Source organism: Pseudoalteromonas sp. P1-26, assembly GCF_001401795.1.
Classification (GTDB): Bacteria; Pseudomonadota; Gammaproteobacteria; order Enterobacterales; family Alteromonadaceae; genus Pseudoalteromonas.
In genome coordinates this window covers 135,789-152,977 of sequence record NZ_LKDX01000002.1, presented here as the reverse complement: position 1 = coordinate 152,977, position 17,189 = coordinate 135,789, and the positions used below count along the sequence as shown (strand labels likewise).

Below are 17,189 nucleotides of genomic sequence, written 5' to 3'. Positions count from 1 at the left end.
AAATTATGGTAAGCAATGTCAATAATGGTCAACAACAGCCTTCTGTGTTGACAAATACCAAGCAAAAAAAGCTTGATTTACAAAAAGATAATGCTAATGCAGCCGCTGCAAAATCGGCCGCACCAAAAGCAAGTGCAGATTCTGTGAGCTTAACTCCTCAAGCTAAACAGCTAAAATCTTTGCAAGAAAAAGCAGAGCAATCATCTGGCTTTGATAGCAATAAAGTGGCTGAGCTGAAAAAAGCAATCAGTGAAGGTAAATACCAAATTGATGCTGAAAAGCTAGCAAAGAACATCGCTGCATTCGAGTTTGATGTCTATGGCTGATCATAATCATTTAATAGCTAGCAAATTAACACAACAAGTTTCGTGCTTGGAGTCTATTGCTGCGCTGTTAGATGATGAGTTGACAGCCATTGCTGCAAAGCGTGGCGACGGATTAAAGAGTATTGCCCAACAAAAAATCTCTTTGCTCCAACAAATTCAAACCATTGATAAAGAAGTGCAAAAGCTTGTTGCGCACAACGAATCGCAAGATGACGAAGTAAGTGCACTTATTAAGCAAGTAAATACTCTCCTAGCAAGCTGCAAAAAGAAAAACGATGTAAACGCTCACGCGGCCCATCAAGCACAGTTGAGTGTTAAGCAACTTAAAGATATTTTAATCGGCGCACCATCATCGATGACCTACGACCAAGGCGGTAGCGTGATTCAAGGCGATAAGAAAATCGTTCACAACTTGAAAGCCTAAATACTATTTCATTAAAAAAGCGCGATAACTAAGTTATCGCGCTTTTTTAATGCTTGCAGAATTTGCTGGGCTTATACAGCAAGCCAATACTAAGTTGCACCTAATAATACGTTACTTTTTTCACTTGGCGCGGTTTTACTTCGCCGATGTATAAATCGTGTACTCGCTTCATATCAAGCTGTAATTCAGTTGCGTAGGTATCCCCTACTGCATAGGTTTTAATAACCTGTGCACCTTTGATCACACCTTGTACTTGGCTTTGTAATTGATCATTATGAGCAATGCTGTTTTGCACTGTAGTGCCTGCGGAAATTCTTTGCCCGTAAACTTGCTCAGCAAGCTCGCGGTAAGCTTCAAGCTTTGAGGCTTTAATCGCAAGTAGAGTACGCTGCGATTCATTGCTACCTGGTTGAGCACTAATTGGCGCATAACCCACGGCTTTTAGCACTGGGTAGCTATCTGGCTCAATGTAAGTGTATTCTACATGTTTATCAAAAATACTACTGCAGCCGGTTAATGCTGCGCAGGCAACCAGCCCACCGAATAGAAGTGCTCGCATAATTTGCTTCCGCTTAAAACTCTTTGGCTACAAATATGCACGTTTAATGCCACTGTGGTACAGTCCTTGCTCATTTAGGTTATTCATTGGTTTTAATGCTAGGTGTCAGCATGAAAAATAAAACAATAGCCAGCTTAAAAGGCCTTGGCTTAGCCTTTACAATTTTGTTTTCTAACAATAGCTTAGCGCAGTGGTTTGAATCTACAGGCCATGCAGTTGTAAAAAATGGCGATACGAGCCAAGCCAAATCTGCCGCCATTAAAGACGCCATAACTCAAGCTTTAGTGTTTTCTGGCGCTCGAGTAAGCTCTGTACAGACACTAGTTGACGGGGTTTTGACGCAAGATCAGCTAAAAATAAGCAGCCATGGTGAAATCCAGAAAATAGAATTGATCAGCGAAGATCGCCATAACGACACCTATGCCATCACGCTTCGCCTCGATATTTTTGCTCAAGCAGAAGAATGCCCTGCAAACCAATACACCAAATTTATTGCCGTGACACAAAGCCAACTCGCCAATCGCGAGCAAGCGCGTATGGGCCAAATTTTTGACGTAAACAAAGCCATTAGTGAACACTTATATGCCAGCTTAAGTAATACGCAAATGGCAGCTAAACCGACAGCCTATTACAATATGCCGTTGCGAGTAGATCATTTTTTCACTCAGCAATACGATTACAGTAATGCGCTACTTGAAGAGATCACTAGCCGCAGTAACTCGCAATATGTATTACTGAGCCGTATTCGTGATTTATCGGTTAACCATAAGATCAATAACGATTATGCATTTTGGCAAGATGATAGTTTCAAGCGTGCATACAAAGTAGATTACGTCTTATTTGATGGCACCACTTACGAAAAGCTCTGGCAAAAAAGCTACCAAACAGAAGGTATTTGGCCGTATAAAAAGACTGAGATCATCGATGTATATAGCGACCGATTTTGGGCAACTGACTATGGCCAAGCTATTAGCGATATAAACCAAACCCTAACCTATGACTTACAAGCAGCCATGGCCTGCTTACCCACCCAAGGTAAAATACTGCATATCGAAAACGACAGACTAATCATCAACTTGGGTAAGGCGCATGGGCTTGAGCAAGGGCAAATTTTAAATATAGCCCATCATAATTACCTAACGGATGCACAGGGTAATAAACTCCCGCACAAAATCACCACACTTAATCAAATAAAAGTGACTCAGCTTTATCAGCAATCAGCGGTTGCCATGAGTATAGATAAGCAACCACTGCCTAACATTCAAATTAACGATATTGTTGAATTAGCTGCTAGTGAGTAAATGAGCTTGTAGGCCTTCATGAGCATTTAGCCAGTTAGCTAATTGCTCAACACCAGCTATATGTGGGTAGTGCTTACGAGTTGCAATGACAACTTGGCGTTGCTGGTTTGGTGTTATAGCTAAATACTTCACTCCTTCACGTGGTGTACATGCAAGCTTAGGAACAAAGGTTACCCCATCATCCATTGCCACCAGCGCGAGTAAGGTTTCAATACTGTTACCTTTATATTGATTCGAGACTTCAACCCCAGCTGAAAAGCAAAATTGCTCAGCTTGCTCCTTAAAGCAATGCCCTTCGTTTAACATTAATAAGTCACATTCATGTAATTGAGCTAAGGCAACTTCAGTATGTTGTGCTAAAGCGTGTTGCTCAGAAACCGCAACTAAAAAGTCTTCTTTATAAAGCGGTGACACATGATAAGGCGCTAAATCGGCAACATCAGCAACAATTGCAATATCAATCTCACCATTATCAAGGGCCACCAGCGTTTGCGCTGTTTGCATTTCTATAAATGAAAACTGGGTTTCACTAAATGCCTGCTTCATAGAAGTTAAGAGTGTTGGCAGTAAATAAGGTGCAATGGTAGGAATAATACCGACATTGATTTTACCCTTTAGTGGGTCATGTGAGCTGGCAGCTATTTCTTTAAGCACTTGGGTTTGATCTAGGATCAGTGTGATCTGCTTAAGAAGTTGTTCACCTTGCACAGTCAACGTGACTTGCTTTGTTGAACGGTCAAAAATAACAACTCCCAGCTCTTGTTCAAGCTTTTTAACTTGCCCGCTTAATGTCGGTTGGCTGACATAGCAAGCATCAGCTGCTTTTCTGAAGTGCTTATATTGTGCAACCGCTTTAACGTATTCAAAGTCTTTTAAATTCATATTACACCACCAATAGCTTTTACCTATCATACTAATACAAACAAACGATTGGAGCTATCATAAATTAAATCGCATAATGGCACTCAACAAATCAAGAGGAATCAAAACAATGTTAAACAATATCGAAGGCCAAAAAGTACCAAACGTTACATTCGCAACACGTGTAGACGAGCAGTGGAAATCAATGACCACTGACGAAATTTTTAAAGGTAAAACAGTTGTGCTATTTGCATTACCAGGTGCATTTACACCAACATGTTCATCAACTCACTTGCCACGTTATAACGAGCTTGCGGCTGTATTTAAACAAAACGGTGTTGATGAAATTGTATGTATTTCTGTAAACGATACCTTCGTAATGAATGCATGGGCACAAAACCAAGAAGCGCAAAATATCACTTTATTGCCAGACGGCAACGGCGAATTTACCGACGGCATGGGTATGCTAGTCGATAAAAACGACTTAGGTTTTGGTAAGCGCAGTTGGCGTTATTCTATGCTGGTAAAAGACGGCGTTATCGAAAAAATGTTTATCGAGCCACAAAAGCCTGGCGACCCGTTTGAAGTATCTGATGCAGATACCATGCTCGAATACATTAACCCAGCACAGGTAAAACCAGAATCAGTGAGTATTATTACCAAGCCTAATTGTCCGTTCTGTACAAAAGCTAAAGCGTTACTAGAGACGAAAGGTTATGTGTACGAAGAAATCGTATTAGGTCAACACGCTTCATTAACTAGTTTAAAAGCGATTTCTGGTCGTGAGACAGTGCCGCAAGTATTCATAGGCGGTGAGCACATTGGTGGCTCTGACGATTTAGAAAAACACTTTGCATAATTTTCAAGTTGGGGCTGCTAATTGCAGCCCTTTATTACTTTAAAACCTCAAACCATTGATTAAGTTATAAATTATATAACTGGTCTGCTCTCGCCATCACCCGTATTTATATTCAAAATACCAACATCTTAGTTACCAATTTGTTACATAAAGCAAAGAATGAATCTAAAATGTCTGCAGCTACATTTACTTAAACCGTAACGAAATTAAGATGATTTAATTGGAATATACAATGAAAAAACTAACACAAGGATTGCTCCTTTCCTTGCTATGTTTCGGTGGCCAAGCTCATGCTGCGTCAACTGGTACTATCGATTTACTCACCCATCCTGTTGGCATTATATGCCTTGTTATTTTTATCTTTGCTTATGTGCTCGTCATACTCGAAGAAAAAATTCACTTACGCAAATCAAAACCCGTATTGGTTGCAGCCGGGATTATTTGGACCCTTATTGCTTGGCAGTACAGTGCACAAAACTTATCTGATCTTAGCACCGACGCATTTCGTCACGCCTTGTTAGAGTTTTCGGAGTTAATGCTATTTTTGCTCGTTGCGATGACCTATATCAACGCCCTAGAAGAGCGTCGTTTATTTGATGGCCTAAGAAGCTGGCTGGTTGCTAGAGGCTTTAGCTACAAGCAATTATTTTGGATAAGCGGTGTACTGGCATTTTGTATTTCACCTGTAGCCGATAACTTAACTACTGCCCTACTTTTATGTGCAGTGGTAATGAAGGTAGCAGCAAATGATAACCGCTTCATTGCTATGTCGTGCGTCAATATTGTAATAGCCGCAAATGCCGGTGGCGCATTCAGCCCGTTTGGTGACATCACGACACTGATGGTTTGGCAAGCCGATGTTGTTGCCTTTACCGAGTTTTTTGTTTTATTCCTACCAGCTTTAGTCAGCTATATTATTCCTGCATTTGTTATGTCTTTATTTATCAATAACCGTCACCCGGATACGGCCGATGAAGATATTGAACTTAAACGCGGTGCGCTTCGCATATTGTGCTTATTCTTACTGACAATACTCACCGCGGTGGTGTTAAAAACCGCCTTTGGTTTACCACCGGTTGTGGGCATGATGATGGGTCTTGGCTATTTACAGTTTTTTGGTTACTTCTTACGCGTGACACTCCCCGGCTCTCTTGCCAGAAAGCGCGCCATGGCAGAGCGTGAAGGTGACAAAGAGCGCTTATCTCGCTTAGGTAACGTTGTTCCTTTTGATGTATTTAGCCGTGTATCGAGAGCCGAGTGGGACACGCTCTTGTTCTTCTATGGCATCGTTATTTGTGTTGGAGGCTTAGGGTTTATCGGCTACTTAGCGCTGCTTTCTGACTTACTTTATAACAACTGGTCTGCTACCGGTGCGAACATTATTCTTGGTTTAATGTCAGCGGTAGTCGATAACATTCCAGTGATGTTTGCAGTGTTACAAATGATGCCTGATATGTCGCACGGTCAATGGCTGCTTATTACGCTAACAGCAGGAATTGGTGGCAGCCTGTTATCAATTGGCTCTGCGGCAGGAGTTGCACTAATGGGTCAAGCGCGAGGGATCTACACATTTAATAGCCACTTAAAATGGTCGCCGGTCATTTTACTAGGTTACTTTGCTGGAGTATTAACTCATTTATACCTCAATACAGCCTACTTCGGCTAAGACTTAATAAAGTAAAAACCCTTATCACTTTGAGGGTTTTTACTTTAAATATTCCACAATGAGCAGTTTATAAACAGGCATGTCGTAATAAGCTGTGTTTTTGTCGTAAAAAGTCAAGATTAAGGCAGGCGCTTTACTTTAGTCTAATAATTCACAAATAAGGTGAATTGAGGACACACATATGAGCCAAATGAATTCTGTTGCCATGCAAAATGGCAAGCTGCATGTAAAACAAATTGATATTCCTACACCTGGACCCGGCCAAGTACTGGTAAAAAGCCTAGCTTGCGGTATTTGCGGTTCTGATATTCATATAACCCGCCACACCAGCGATGTATTCGATATCTATAAAAACCTTGGCATCATGGCTAAAGATGCAGGCGATGACCAAGAAGTGTTATTAGGCCATGAGTACGCGGCAGAAATCGTTAGCTACGGCCCAAATACTAAAGGCGAATTAGCTAAAGGCACCCGCGTAACCTCTGTGCCTATTTTACTTTCTGCTGGCGGCGCTGGCGTAGGTGTAACCCCTGGGCTATATGGTGCCTACTCTGAATACTTTATTGTTGATGAAGCCTTAATATTACCTATCCCTGATGCTGTTCCATCAGAAGCGGCAGCCATTACAGAACCACTTGCTGTTGGCCTGCACGCAGTAAACCGCTCACAAATGCATAATGATGATGTTGCCATTGTGGTTGGCTGTGGCCCAATTGGCCTTGCCGCGATTGCCGCGTTAAAGCTTCAAGGCGTAAAACACATCGTTGCCTCTGATCCACAAGAGAGCAAAAAACAAATTGCCCTTGAATTTGGCGCCACAGAATATGTTAACCCTATGGAAGATGATGAAGTTGCTACAGCCGCAGCACTTGCGGGTAACAACAAGGTCGTTATTTTTGAATGTGCCGGTGTAAGCCGCTTATTGAACGACTACATTTTACGTGCACCGGCAAAAGCAAAAATCATTGTAACAGGTGTACATACCGCGCCACTAAACGTTAACTTTGCCTATGCCACAGTGAAAGAGCTCGACCTTATTTTCTCTTATTACTACCAGCCAGAAGAGTTTGCACAATCACTTGAGAACATTGCGTCAGGCAAAATTGCATGGCAAAAAATGCGTACTGGTAAAGTCGGGATAGACGGCGTACAAGGTGCATTTGATACTTTATTTAAACCAAACGACCATATCAAAATCATCATTGAACCATGGCGCACAGGCGAGCTTGAAAAAGTAACGGGTTAATTTAGTTTAAAAACGAGTAATAACTCTGCAGCTTAGAAATTAACAATCAAACGTTAATTTCTAAGCTATAAACTATAGTTCGATATCAGGGATTACATTTGCCTGCTCAAGAAAATGATCACAACGAGCATTAACTATATCAAAGTAATGCTTTAGATATGACACTTGTGATTCTGAAGGGCTATCAACAAGCGATATTGCCTGTTGTAAATTATTTTTAATACTTGTCGCTATTTTAGTTAGATGGCTTTGTAGTAACTTTTTTGAAATTCCATTTTCATCTGCAAAGTCAACTAACTGATAGGCATTAATTGCATCAGGGTCAAACTCATCTCCTATACTCATACCTAGATCCTGTTCAAACTCTGGATACATTTTAACGTTTACTAAATCATAGAATGGCGCTGGGGTTAGACCTGATTTTTGCACAAAAAAGCTAAAGTTTTTGCCATGTGCATCTGAGTTGTAGATAAAAAGATTAAATAACGCCCACTTTAAAATTTCAATTTTTGCTGCTATTGGGTTTTCGCAGAGTTCAGATAGCGCAAACAATTTTTCAAAGCTTGCACCATCGCGAATGTGACGAACATCTCGCTGCTTACCTAAATTTCTTTCGTACTTTTTATCAACCCCTAGATTACAAGCTTGGCATGCATCAATCATATGCCTGCGCTTTACACTTTCGGGGCTAAACAATTTTCTATCAAACCTTTCTACAAGTAACGCAGGGTGGTGATCAAAATATTTAAGTTCAACCTCTGCAACACTAAACCCAGCTAGTTTTGCAAGTTTCATTGTTACAAATTCATTTATAACAAGATGTTGCTGATTATTCTTTTCAAACTTAATAATATGGGTAGAGCAAAGGTCTCCTTCACCAAAACCTAACTTGCTATCAACTGACAATACATTTAATTTTGATTGAACACCTGCTACTGACAATCTTGGTTTGCCGTCCCAGACTTCCAAATGCCATAGTTGAGGATCAGATAACCTTTTGATCAGTTCAGCATCACTAATAGCGATAAAGTTACTTTTTACTTTATCGTTTAAAGCACCTTCAGGTAAAAACATCATAGCCCCAGAGGTATCTTTACCAATTCCACCGATCTGAGCAAATACATTCGTCCGTGATACCCCTAAGTAATCTATTAAATAATCTAGGCCCTTATTTTCGGGTAGTAAATTTTGTAAAAAACGTCTGATATTGACAGAAGGTATGTCATGTCCAAAAGGTAAATGAGGAGATATTGGAAAGCCTTCATCCACCCACTCTTGTTGATAACTCAATGATAAATTATCGCTTTCTCTAGAAAGATGTAATTTACCAACCAGCTTTTGGCTATAAATTATGTCGAGTGTATATCTATCAAACCCAGACGTCATTCTCATCCTCCAGAGGTGAGTTAACTGTACTATCACTTTGCCATGGCTCAATTGATATCTTAACGCCTAATGCCGAGACAACTTTCATTAACGAGGCCAATTTTACATCTGCACTACCTTGTTCAATATTTATGTATGTCTGCTTTGATATACCCGAAAGTAATGCAGCGTCAGTTTGCGTGATATTGCTTTGTGTTCTCTTCGCTTTAATAACGTCACCAAGCAAAGAAGGTGTGAACGCTCTACTTAAATCTGGGGATTTACTCGCTTTAACTTTCTTTGCCATCACAATCTCAATTTGAACAATGTTTCTATAAAAGTCTAATCTATCAGACTTTTATTTCAACCTGCACCATAAAATAAAATAAGTCTACTTTAAAAGACTTTTACAGTTTTAAACTTAAAAGGTCACAATAAAGTCCAGTTTAGTAGACTTTATTTTCAAATAATGGCAGCACCTCCATTAAAGTCTACCTCAATAGACTTTAATAATTTTCACTATTACTTTGGTCATTAGTAATTATATTTTTGATGAAATTATTAGGGGTGATATTCAAAAAATGAGATTTGTTAGCCCCTAAAACTGCCGAATCCATAAATTAAATAGCTGTTTGAAAAAGATAAAAACAAATCAAACTGCGCAAAAAACTAAACTACTTTTAAAAACTTTATCTTAGTAACTTCCAAGCCAATCAATATGTAGTTATGTTTTTACCTGCCAGAAAGTTTAACAATTTTTAACTCTGAAATAGTTTCTGAATTATTAAATGAAAACTTAACCAGAGGCGAAAACTGTAAGAATCGACAGTATTGACGAGTAAATCGCCAACACTGATAATGGAGCCCTGTGATGGTGAACCACTTAACGGCAATTGAGGCCGGACAAGTCGTACCAAAACAGAATTAGATATGGTTGCCTAAAGTTAAATACTTGGCAACCGATCTTCTCATTTGAAATGACAAATTGCAGTTCAATGGTGAGCCGATTACCGGCAATTGTAGCCGGATGAGTCATACCACTGAAAGTTTCTACAAACTACTCACCCGCACTTACCAGAAAAAATATTCAGTCCAATTAGAAGGAATTCGCTATTAGAACTAGCGCATTCTGCTGCTGATAATAGCGACTGGCAAGCTTACACGCTAACTATGGGTGGCTTAAATATCAAAAGCAAGAATAGACTTATAAAACTTCATTACGATGTTAACGTAAATGAAGAGACAGGCGAATGTTCACAAAGCTATTACGATGGTGAGTTAATCCAAAAAGTAAAAGGTATTTGGTTTGCGGGTAAAACCTTTATTACTCGCTTCTACCAATGGCGCTTAGAAAAAGCATAACAATATTATTTTAAATAGCTAAAGCCCTATTACGAGCTTTAGCTATCAAGCCATACTCAAAGCATTTTTTGATGCTTCTCATAAGACCTAAAGCTATAAAACAAGCTTTAGGTAGTTCAAATCTTCTACCAAACTTCAAAAATAACCTTTAGCTACCCACTTGCCAGAATGGCAAGAAAGCTCTTACTTGGAGTTCTGTAAATAACTGTACTGAAAGTATAAAGTATTCAACCTATAGATATTTATTAGCAAAGCATAATGCATATACCGAACGGTAGCCCTCAAGCTTAGAGTAATTCTATTTTTCAAGTTGAATACTGTTAATTTTGTTCTTACTTAGCATAAGATTAATACTTTCTATTTGCTCCCAAGAGCTCATTAGCCAAGAGTTATCTAGTATTTGCAGTTTAAGCTTTTCTAAAATATCAGTTGGAATACCTTCCAACGAGTTTAAAATAGAAAGTTTTTCTCTTACCTCTTCAACTGATTGAGCTTTTGATAAAGCTTCTGAAAGCGAAATTAAAATCTTATACTTCGTTTTTGGTGATTTGACTAATACTTCAAATATAGCATTCGCAACTTGAGCAACTGTTTTGTTCTCTGCCTGAATTCCTTGAAACTTTCCAATAAAACCATAAGGGTCTAATCCTTTTTTAATTGGAATGACTAACACATCACGACCAATTGCTACCCCAACTTCTTGATCACACCATCTGCTTTCTTCAAAGCCTGGAGTAAGAATAGCTACCAGAGCATCCATATTCCTTAATGCCCCTTCAATTTCATTAAGCCACTCTTTTGTTGGCTCAATGTTTTTGTGAGCAACAAAACCAGAAATAGCGTATTTTTTAAGAGCCAACTGAAGATTCGAAGTTTGGTTTTTAAAAGAAGATAAATGGCTCAAAAATAGCTTAAAGTATCCACCTTCCCATATATAAACCTCTGAGCTATTGACAATATTCCTAGGTAGATTTTTTAGTCCAATTTCATTTGCAATTTTGAATAATAACTCTTCACTAACTTGTCCAAGCATTTTCTTAGAATAAACTCTTTTGCTGCTGTAAGAGCTAGTATCTTCTAAAGGAACTCCATGTATAAGAAAATAATTTTCAATATCTGAGAAGGTCATTTGGGCTTGTAGTTCAGAGCTGATATCCTCAACAAGTCTTACCTTTTCTAGTCCATTCATATTTGAATCTTTTGCTACGAAGCCTTCTTTTTTATGCAGTAAGAAAGCTAAATCTAATCAATTACTCACTATTAAATTTTTATGTATTATCGTATGGAACTATCTAGTACATAAGAAATTATCCGATTAATCCTTTAACAATTTTTGAATTTCTTCAACAACATCATCAATATTGTCCTCAAAATGAATAAACCGCTTATCCGCTAATAATGGTATTTGAGAAATTAAAGCATCCGCATCACCTACCATTAAAGGCAACAACTTAATTTCTCCTGAACGAATTTCCGTTGATAATACCGATCGTAATTCATGCATAGGCCAAGATTTATTTAGTGAATCATCAGAAATAATTGCAATTACATATTTTGCTTTCTGAAGAGCGGTGTTTATTTTGGAAACCAGAGAATCCCCCCAATTTATAGCGGAGCTATCGATGAATGTATTTATCCCTTTAGACTTTAGTGCCTCATAGAGAGGTATAGCTACTTCATTTTTGTTTTCTCTAGCGTGGCAAATAAAAACATCATACATATCAAGCACATCCTTAAGTTTACTAATAAAAGAAGGAGGTTCGTTATCTAGCTCTAACACCTTCCGACATAAATTTAAATACGGAGAATGCTCTTCCCCCTTTACCATTTTTATAAAGCTTAAATTTCCATACACTGCTCTTTTAAAAATAGATCCATCCCTATCATTCCCAACTTCAGAGTCACTAACGTTATAACGCTGCATGATAAATCTCGCTTCAGCAGAAATGAGATCATTAGACCATTCATGTATCATTGCTCTCGTTTTTCGAATAAACTTACGATTAACATTAACTCCTTCATTCACAACAAGCCCAGTAACTTCTTGCCTTTGCGACTTATACTGTAAGCGCGTTTTAGTGTGGTTTACTTGAAAACCAGAGTCTGTAATTATTTGCTCTAATAATTTACCTACACGATGTGTTTCTAATCCACTTTCTTCTTTTCTATTTTCAACTATCTTGCCTGAAAATGGTTTGTTGCTGGAAAAAGTTATGTCATCAGCATATCTTGTGTAAGTTAAATGAAACTTTTTTGCTAACTGGACGAGCTTCCTGTCTAATGTAGAAGCCGCTAAATTGGACAACACTGGAGAGGTACTTGCACCTTGAGGTAAACACTTATTATGCGTGCATAGTTGTGCTAATACTGTAGCTGCCGCGCTTCCCATATTAAAGGGAGCGTTTCTAAATATTCCCTGTACCCGGCCAAAATTAACTGAATGAAAAAAGTCCGACAAATCTATATTTAATACATAGTTCTTTTTCTTGTGTTGCATAGCATTGGTAACGATCCCCTTACCTCCCCCAACAAAGCCATGAACAGGTTTTTTTACTCGATAATGTGCTTCAATTAAGGGGCGAACTTTATCTTGCAATATTTTAATTGATTCATTAGGACTATCAATTAATCTTTTCTTTCCCGACTTTTTTGTTACAGTAAAAGACTTATATTTGGGTTCTAATGTGTACAATATATACAACAATTGACCAACTGGAATCTCAAGTAGATTTGCAACATCATTACTGCTTTGTAAGCCTAAAATTAATTCCCTTGAAGTTTCTATATTGCGCGATAAAGTTGGTGATAACGAGGGGTTCAACCATTTAACCCAGTAATTGTTATACAATCTAGTAGGTTCAGTCGCTTGCAGTCTAAACTGTAACTTATTAAAGGTAAGCATTGGTTAGCTCTATCTTGAGTTAGTGGTTTCGACCCAATCACCTTGCGCCAATTAAGACATCGAGCAATTCGATAAAGATAGCCATAAGAGTATAGCCGGCAGCATTTGCTAGCCTGTGTTCCAAATCCAAAGCAGTTACAACTTCAGACATTTTGGGTCGAAACCGAGTTAATATTAAACGATATAAATTAATTTTAGAAGTAATACATATAATGATGCCGCGTATTTCTAGAATTAAATCTACGAATTTTCAAGTTCTGTTAAATCTTCAACACTTGCCATTTCAGCTAACATTTTAGTGTAAACTCTTAAAACACTCTGTAATTGTTCTAACTCATTACGGAACTCAATGCAGAGATCTGAATCATCAAATGCACCGTTATTTGATAATCGATGCCACTTAGCTGTAAATGGCCTTATTTTTTGATTTAAAACTACAATTGCAATTTTTGTAAATTGGATACAGTGCCTACCATTACTCTTTATTACATTTCGTGTAAGATCAAAAATTGAAAAAATACTCTTTAGTGCCGCTTTTTCATCACCATGCTCTACGTTGAGGTGTTGTGTTGATACTCTTGTAAGTAATTCAATATAAAGTTCCCATGCAGCTTCCTTGTCTTCATCTTTAGGAGCCCAATCCATCTCTAAAAAAGGAGTTTTTATTTTTAGAGATGTCATATCCCAATTTTCAAGCCATTTCTGCCATTTCATAACTTACTTCCCGATTGTTTATTAATATAATTCATTGAAATAAAAGTATATAATCTTTATTTATTGTTGTAATCAGAAAAAAACTAAAATTTCTCTTTGCCTCATTATAACTTTTCAGTGAAAAGTCTTTCCTAATCAACTCCGTATAGCCAGTTTGCTGAATTATCGTTTCTTTTAGAGCTAAATGACTATTGTTGAAATACTCGTTCCGCTTGTACAAACGTTTCAATAGACTCAATAAAGGAATTCTTGCCATTTTTCCATCACAACTTCTGTTACAACTAGAGGATGCCGATGCTAGATTCCAAACGCCGTCAATATTATTTAATATTTTTACCTTCTTTATTTGGTAAAAATGATCTACCTCAGCATATTCCTCTGAACTATTGTCATTAATTAAAATCGGCCTATAAGAATAATAAACGCCCTTTTTGATACCCATTCAGGCTGTCCCTGCAACTACTTAAGTTAACTCGCCGATTCGAGTTATTAGTAAACAATAACTGCTCGTCATTATCATAATGAACACTAACAATATTTCTAGAAATACCTAGCCACCAAGCTTCTTCCACTAATAGCCAGTCCGCTTCTGTTTCAAACTCAGAGGAAGAGTAATGTTTAAGTTCTGTAAAGTTAAAAAATTATCTGTAACCCGAATCCCACATAACTGCTTTCTTTCATCTATAAAAAACGCTTGTTAATTTCACCATTATTTACAATTTGAAAAGCATCTATAACATTGATGAAGCTTAATTTGACGGTATGATAAATGAGCTCATCTAATTCAATTTGTTGATTATTAAATGCTAAACATGCATCTAAATATTTGCTTGAGCGAGAGGTAATTTGTTTAAGTGAATGCTTAAGGTGCTCGCAAAGATGGCGACTGAATGGGACTACTAATTCTTCCGATGAAATTAGGTCGATTGGGGACGCTTTTAGATCATATAATGACTTAGCCAATGCTAATTTATATAAGGCTACATTTTTACCAAAAAGAATGATAGCTTGCCAATAATTCTCTATGGTTGATTCAACTGTAAAAATTCCATTTTCATAGCCTTACTTAAAGTTAACTCTACTAAAACTCTCAAATGAGTAAAGACTTAAGTCGCTACAAATACGCTACACAAAAATAAAATTACACACAAAGAAGCCTGTAAACCATTGATTTCATTGGTAGCCCCTACAGGAATCGAACCTGTAACTGCCCCTTAGGAGGGGGCCGTTATATCCATTTAACTAAGAGGCCACTCAAAAGTTGAGGTAAAGCTTGTAGCTTGTAGCTTGTAGCTTGTAGCTTGTAGCTTGTAGCTTGTAGCTTGTAGCTAAAATTATAACGGTCTAAGGCTTTGGTAATCAAGAGAATAAACCAATCGACTTGTTAGTAAGTCGATTGGCAAAATAATGAGGCTAGTTAACGCTAGCTGTTGCTGATTTGATTGACTCATTCTTTAGCACAAAATAAGGGATCACTTTTTGTGCGCTGGCAATAACCAGCTTTGAGTTTAAATTAATTACTCGAGCATTCACTTCAACACCATTTGGGCGATATATAAGCGTGCCAGTAAGAACATGGCTGGCAATGCGACGCTCGGCTAACTCTTCTACATCTCGCGACATCACAAAATCACCACGTGAGGTCACACTAATGATATCCATCGCTTTAAAATCAACAACGCCAAAACCAAATTTTTGCAGCTGGTGCATCATTGTTTCAGAGAGTTGATTACCAAGTTGAGAACTATTTTTTAGGCTCGCATCTAAATCAACAAAGCTAGTAATGGCTATTCCTAACTCGCTTTCTTGTTGCATGGTATCCACTAACTCAAGGGCCATTTGCTCGACATAATTAACAACGGTTTTATGATGTTGATAAGGCGCAAATAAACGATGGTTAGCATTATCCTGCTGCATATCATTTTGTTCAAGCGCTTGTAGCATAGCAACGTAATCGACTTGAGTATTTGCTGATGCAGGTACATTTTGAGCGGTATTTTGCGGCTCTGCTGATTGCTCTGGCAGCAATTGGCAGCCAGAAAGCGCGAGCGTTAACGATGCGAAGACAAAACCTTTCATAGCTTACTCACTTGCTTGTTTAAGTGTAATACCATCACTACGGTTAGTACTATCAAGGGCATCAACCACTGATTGCGGGATAAAACCTTGCGCTGACCCTACAACTGCTTTGCTTGCTAAACCAACAATACGCGCATTCACGAGCACACCACTTTGATGATTAACCAAAGTACCTGCCAATACATAATTGAAGTTTTGGTCTTGGCTAAGCTCTAAATAATCACGACTGAAAACATAATCACCAGTTGGCGTGACACGCATATAATCCGTGGTTTTAAAATCAATGACAGGCACACCAAACGCATGAAGTTCATGAATAAAACTTTCGGCAATTTGATTACCCAGCAAATTTGTTGAGTTGTAATCTGCATCAAGGTACACAAAGCTTGAAACAGCAACTGGTGTGTTATCACTAACATATTGCAAGTTTTCAACTAAATCCTGCATGATGCCACGTACATAGTGATTGATATTTTTACGAGTTGGGGCTGCTGTAAAAGTGCTGTTATTCATTACCGCCTGATTGGTTTGAAACACACTGTCATTACTATGCGGCGCGGCAACTTCTCTTTGCGCAGCTAACTGAGGATCATTTTCGTGTTGTGTTGCATCACCAGTTAACATTGACGAGCAACCAAAGCCAAACGGCAAACATAAAGTTAAAATTAAACGTTTCATTAAATGAGTTCCTCTTAATATTCGCTTCGATACAACTGGCCATCACGTTGCTGAACTTTTTCAGCGCCCCACATTACATTGATAGGGATCTCAGTGCTTGCTGCTGACACAATTCGCAGATCTTTGGTATTCACTAATCGGGCATTTACTATGTAGGCATGTTGTTGCCGCGTCAGTGTGCCGGTAATAACAAAGTCAATATTCTGACGTTGACGTAAGGTATTTACATCACGACTAAGTACACTATCGGCCGATTGCTGCAAATTTAAAGTATTTTCTAATCGATACTCTATGGTATGAAAACCAAGCTGAGTAAATTGCGTTAATAAACTTTCTTGAATTTGCTGACTCAAGCCACTGCCCTGATCTTCTGCTAAATCAGTACCTAAGCCATCAGCCATATAAAAACTGGTCACAGCAATACGTGCATTGCCTTTGTAAGGGCCTTGAATACGGCTCAGCTGACTACTTAAATCAGCAACGTATTGATGCACCGTATAAGGTGCCATCGGCGATTTTGGGGTTTCTCTAGGGGGCGTTTTTTGTGGCTCTTCAGTTAAGCTACAACCCACCAACACTAAAAAAACTGAATAAAATAACAGGCGCATAATTGCCATCCTCACTAAACTTAGTAAGTACAAAGCAATAATTATGCCTAAGTATTATTGTTGATGGGATTATTATGAAAAGCCGAAGCGTGGTAACAAAAACACGTCACTTCTAAAATACCAATAAGCTAGCGTTGCATTCAGACAATGATTTAATTGTGTAGGCTGATGTAACTAATTTTTTGAGGAGGCGAATGGTTTATCAGAAGGGTCAATTCCCTTCTGTTGTTAAATAAGCG

Annotated in this window: 18 protein-coding genes and 1 tRNA gene; 7 read left to right on the top strand and 12 right to left on the bottom strand. The window is 38.3% G+C overall.

The genetic code is table 11. The features are described 5' to 3' along the window. The first annotated feature begins 5 nt into the window (after window positions 1-5). Together flgM and flgN are read left to right on the top strand one after the other, a co-directional pair. Window positions 6-326 (top strand): flagellar biosynthesis anti-sigma factor FlgM, encoded by a 321-nt coding sequence (flgM, locus tag AN394_RS02050; RefSeq protein ID WP_054553314.1) that lies wholly within the window; start codon window positions 6-8, stop codon window positions 324-326. Next, window positions 319-750, top strand: coding sequence for a flagellar protein FlgN (flgN, locus tag AN394_RS02045; RefSeq protein ID WP_054562224.1), 432 nt, complete (start codon window positions 319-321; stop codon window positions 748-750). The genes flgM and flgN overlap by 8 nt, the downstream gene beginning before the upstream one ends. 100 nt (window positions 751-850) lie before the next feature. On the opposite strand, the gene AN394_RS02040 is transcribed toward flgN, so the two are convergent. Next, window positions 851-1,309 (bottom strand): LPP20 family lipoprotein, encoded by a 459-nt coding sequence (locus AN394_RS02040; RefSeq protein ID WP_054562225.1) that lies wholly within the window; start codon window positions 1,307-1,309, stop codon window positions 851-853. Window positions 1,310-1,419: 110 nt separating this feature from the next. On the opposite strand from AN394_RS02040, the gene AN394_RS02035 reads away from it, so the two are divergent. After that, a complete protein-coding gene (locus AN394_RS02035; RefSeq protein ID WP_055020695.1) occupies window positions 1,420-2,610 on the top strand; it encodes a flagellar assembly protein FlgT in 1,191 nt (396 codons plus the stop codon). On the opposite strand, the gene AN394_RS02030 is transcribed toward AN394_RS02035, so the two are convergent. Then, window positions 2,593-3,492, bottom strand: coding sequence for a LysR substrate-binding domain-containing protein (locus AN394_RS02030; protein WP_054562227.1), 900 nt, complete (start codon window positions 3,490-3,492; stop codon window positions 2,593-2,595). The two genes, AN394_RS02035 and AN394_RS02030, sit on opposite strands and share 18 nt — an antisense overlap. Before the next feature lie 109 nt (window positions 3,493-3,601). On the opposite strand from AN394_RS02030, the gene AN394_RS02025 reads away from it, so the two are divergent. The 3 genes from AN394_RS02025 (at window position 3,602) to AN394_RS02015 (ending at window position 7,242) form a co-directional block, all read left to right on the top strand. Next, on the top strand, window positions 3,602-4,330 hold the full coding sequence (locus tag AN394_RS02025) for a glutathione peroxidase (RefSeq protein ID WP_055020694.1): 729 nt from the start codon (window positions 3,602-3,604) through the stop codon (window positions 4,328-4,330). 232 nt (window positions 4,331-4,562) lie between these two features. Next, a complete protein-coding gene (nhaD, locus tag AN394_RS02020) occupies window positions 4,563-5,996 on the top strand; it encodes a sodium:proton antiporter NhaD (RefSeq protein WP_082422933.1) in 1,434 nt (477 codons plus the stop codon). Between the two features lie 181 nt (window positions 5,997-6,177). Further along, the gene (locus AN394_RS02015) at window positions 6,178-7,242 is read left to right on the top strand and encodes a zinc-binding dehydrogenase (RefSeq protein WP_055020693.1); all 1,065 of its coding nucleotides are present in this window, start codon (window positions 6,178-6,180) and stop codon (window positions 7,240-7,242) included. Window positions 7,243-7,314: 72 nt separating this feature from the next. Here AN394_RS02015 and AN394_RS02010 read toward each other — a convergent pair whose 3' ends face one another. Beyond that, window positions 7,315-8,628 carry a HipA domain-containing protein gene (locus AN394_RS02010; protein WP_055020692.1) on the bottom strand — a complete coding sequence of 438 codons (1,314 nt, stop codon included), beginning with the start codon at window positions 8,626-8,628 and terminating at the stop codon, window positions 7,315-7,317. Beyond that, window positions 8,612-8,914 carry a helix-turn-helix domain-containing protein gene (locus AN394_RS02005; protein ID WP_055020691.1) on the bottom strand — a complete coding sequence of 101 codons (303 nt, stop codon included), beginning with the start codon at window positions 8,912-8,914 and terminating at the stop codon, window positions 8,612-8,614. The genes AN394_RS02010 and AN394_RS02005 overlap by 17 nt, the downstream gene beginning before the upstream one ends. Window positions 8,915-9,777: 863 nt before the next feature. Between AN394_RS02005 and AN394_RS02000 the strand changes: the two genes are divergently transcribed. Continuing rightward, entirely contained in the window at window positions 9,778-9,969 is a 192-nt protein-coding gene (locus AN394_RS02000; protein WP_055020690.1) for a hypothetical protein, read from the top strand. A 298-nt stretch (window positions 9,970-10,267) separates the two neighbouring features. Here AN394_RS02000 and AN394_RS01995 read toward each other — a convergent pair whose 3' ends face one another. The 8 genes from AN394_RS01995 to AN394_RS01960 all read right to left on the bottom strand — a co-directional run bounded on the left by AN394_RS01995 (window position 10,268) and on the right by AN394_RS01960 (window position 16,950). Beyond that, complete coding sequence (locus AN394_RS01995) at window positions 10,268-11,158, bottom strand: toll/interleukin-1 receptor domain-containing protein (RefSeq protein ID WP_055020689.1); 891 nt, start codon at window positions 11,156-11,158, stop codon at window positions 10,268-10,270. Window positions 11,159-11,284: 126 nt separating this feature from the next. Next, window positions 11,285-12,871, bottom strand: a complete 1,587-nt coding sequence (locus tag AN394_RS01990) for a TIR domain-containing anti-phage reverse transcriptase (protein ID WP_055020688.1) — start codon at window positions 12,869-12,871, stop codon at window positions 11,285-11,287. A 240-nt stretch (window positions 12,872-13,111) separates the two neighbouring features. Then, window positions 13,112-13,585 (bottom strand): hypothetical protein, encoded by a 474-nt coding sequence (locus AN394_RS01985; RefSeq protein ID WP_055020687.1) that lies wholly within the window; start codon window positions 13,583-13,585, stop codon window positions 13,112-13,114. Window positions 13,586-13,616: 31 nt separating this feature from the next. Further along, entirely contained in the window at window positions 13,617-14,027 is a 411-nt protein-coding gene (locus AN394_RS22145) for an HNH endonuclease domain-containing protein (protein ID WP_200910007.1), read from the bottom strand. Window positions 14,028-14,762: 735 nt separating this feature from the next. Next, a tRNA-Arg gene (locus tag AN394_RS01975) sits at window positions 14,763-14,837 on the bottom strand. Window positions 14,838-14,998: 161 nt separating this feature from the next. Continuing rightward, entirely contained in the window at window positions 14,999-15,664 is a 666-nt protein-coding gene (locus tag AN394_RS01970) for a FlgO family outer membrane protein (RefSeq protein WP_055020686.1), read from the bottom strand. A gap of 3 nt (window positions 15,665-15,667) precedes the next feature. After that, entirely contained in the window at window positions 15,668-16,342 is a 675-nt protein-coding gene (locus AN394_RS01965) for a FlgO family outer membrane protein (RefSeq protein WP_055020685.1), read from the bottom strand. A gap of 14 nt (window positions 16,343-16,356) precedes the next feature. Next, window positions 16,357-16,950, bottom strand: coding sequence for a FlgO family outer membrane protein (locus tag AN394_RS01960; RefSeq protein WP_055020737.1), 594 nt, complete (start codon window positions 16,948-16,950; stop codon window positions 16,357-16,359). Between the last annotated feature and the right edge of the window lie 239 nt (window positions 16,951-17,189).

Coding starts and splice junctions, on each gene's coding strand:
- AN394_RS01960 (WP_055020737.1), bottom strand. CDS start 16,950: ATGCGCCTGTTATTTTATTCAGTTTTTTTAGTGTTGGTGGGTTGTAGC.
- AN394_RS01995 (WP_055020689.1), bottom strand. CDS start 11,158: ATGAATGGACTAGAAAAGGTAAGACTTGTTGAGGATATCAGCTCTGAA.
- flgN (WP_054562224.1), top strand. CDS start 319: ATGGCTGATCATAATCATTTAATAGCTAGCAAATTAACACAACAAGTT.
- nhaD (WP_082422933.1), top strand. CDS start 4,563: ATGAAAAAACTAACACAAGGATTGCTCCTTTCCTTGCTATGTTTCGGT.
- AN394_RS22145 (WP_200910007.1), bottom strand. CDS start 14,027: ATGGGTATCAAAAAGGGCGTTTATTATTCTTATAGGCCGATTTTAATT.
- AN394_RS02035 (WP_055020695.1), top strand. CDS start 1,420: ATGAAAAATAAAACAATAGCCAGCTTAAAAGGCCTTGGCTTAGCCTTT.
- AN394_RS02010 (WP_055020692.1), bottom strand. CDS start 8,628: ATGACGTCTGGGTTTGATAGATATACACTCGACATAATTTATAGCCAA.
- AN394_RS01970 (WP_055020686.1), bottom strand. CDS start 15,664: ATGAAAGGTTTTGTCTTCGCATCGTTAACGCTCGCGCTTTCTGGCTGC.
- AN394_RS02015 (WP_055020693.1), top strand. CDS start 6,178: ATGAGCCAAATGAATTCTGTTGCCATGCAAAATGGCAAGCTGCATGTA.
- AN394_RS02005 (WP_055020691.1), bottom strand. CDS start 8,914: ATGGCAAAGAAAGTTAAAGCGAGTAAATCCCCAGATTTAAGTAGAGCG.
- AN394_RS02030 (WP_054562227.1), bottom strand. CDS start 3,492: ATGAATTTAAAAGACTTTGAATACGTTAAAGCGGTTGCACAATATAAG.
- AN394_RS02040 (WP_054562225.1), bottom strand. CDS start 1,309: ATGCGAGCACTTCTATTCGGTGGGCTGGTTGCCTGCGCAGCATTAACC.
- flgM (WP_054553314.1), top strand. CDS start 6: ATGGTAAGCAATGTCAATAATGGTCAACAACAGCCTTCTGTGTTGACA.
- AN394_RS01965 (WP_055020685.1), bottom strand. CDS start 16,342: ATGAAACGTTTAATTTTAACTTTATGTTTGCCGTTTGGCTTTGGTTGC.
- AN394_RS01990 (WP_055020688.1), bottom strand. CDS start 12,871: ATGCTTACCTTTAATAAGTTACAGTTTAGACTGCAAGCGACTGAACCT.
- AN394_RS02000 (WP_055020690.1), top strand. CDS start 9,778: ATGGGTGGCTTAAATATCAAAAGCAAGAATAGACTTATAAAACTTCAT.
- AN394_RS01985 (WP_055020687.1), bottom strand. CDS start 13,585: ATGAAATGGCAGAAATGGCTTGAAAATTGGGATATGACATCTCTAAAA.
- AN394_RS02025 (WP_055020694.1), top strand. CDS start 3,602: ATGTTAAACAATATCGAAGGCCAAAAAGTACCAAACGTTACATTCGCA.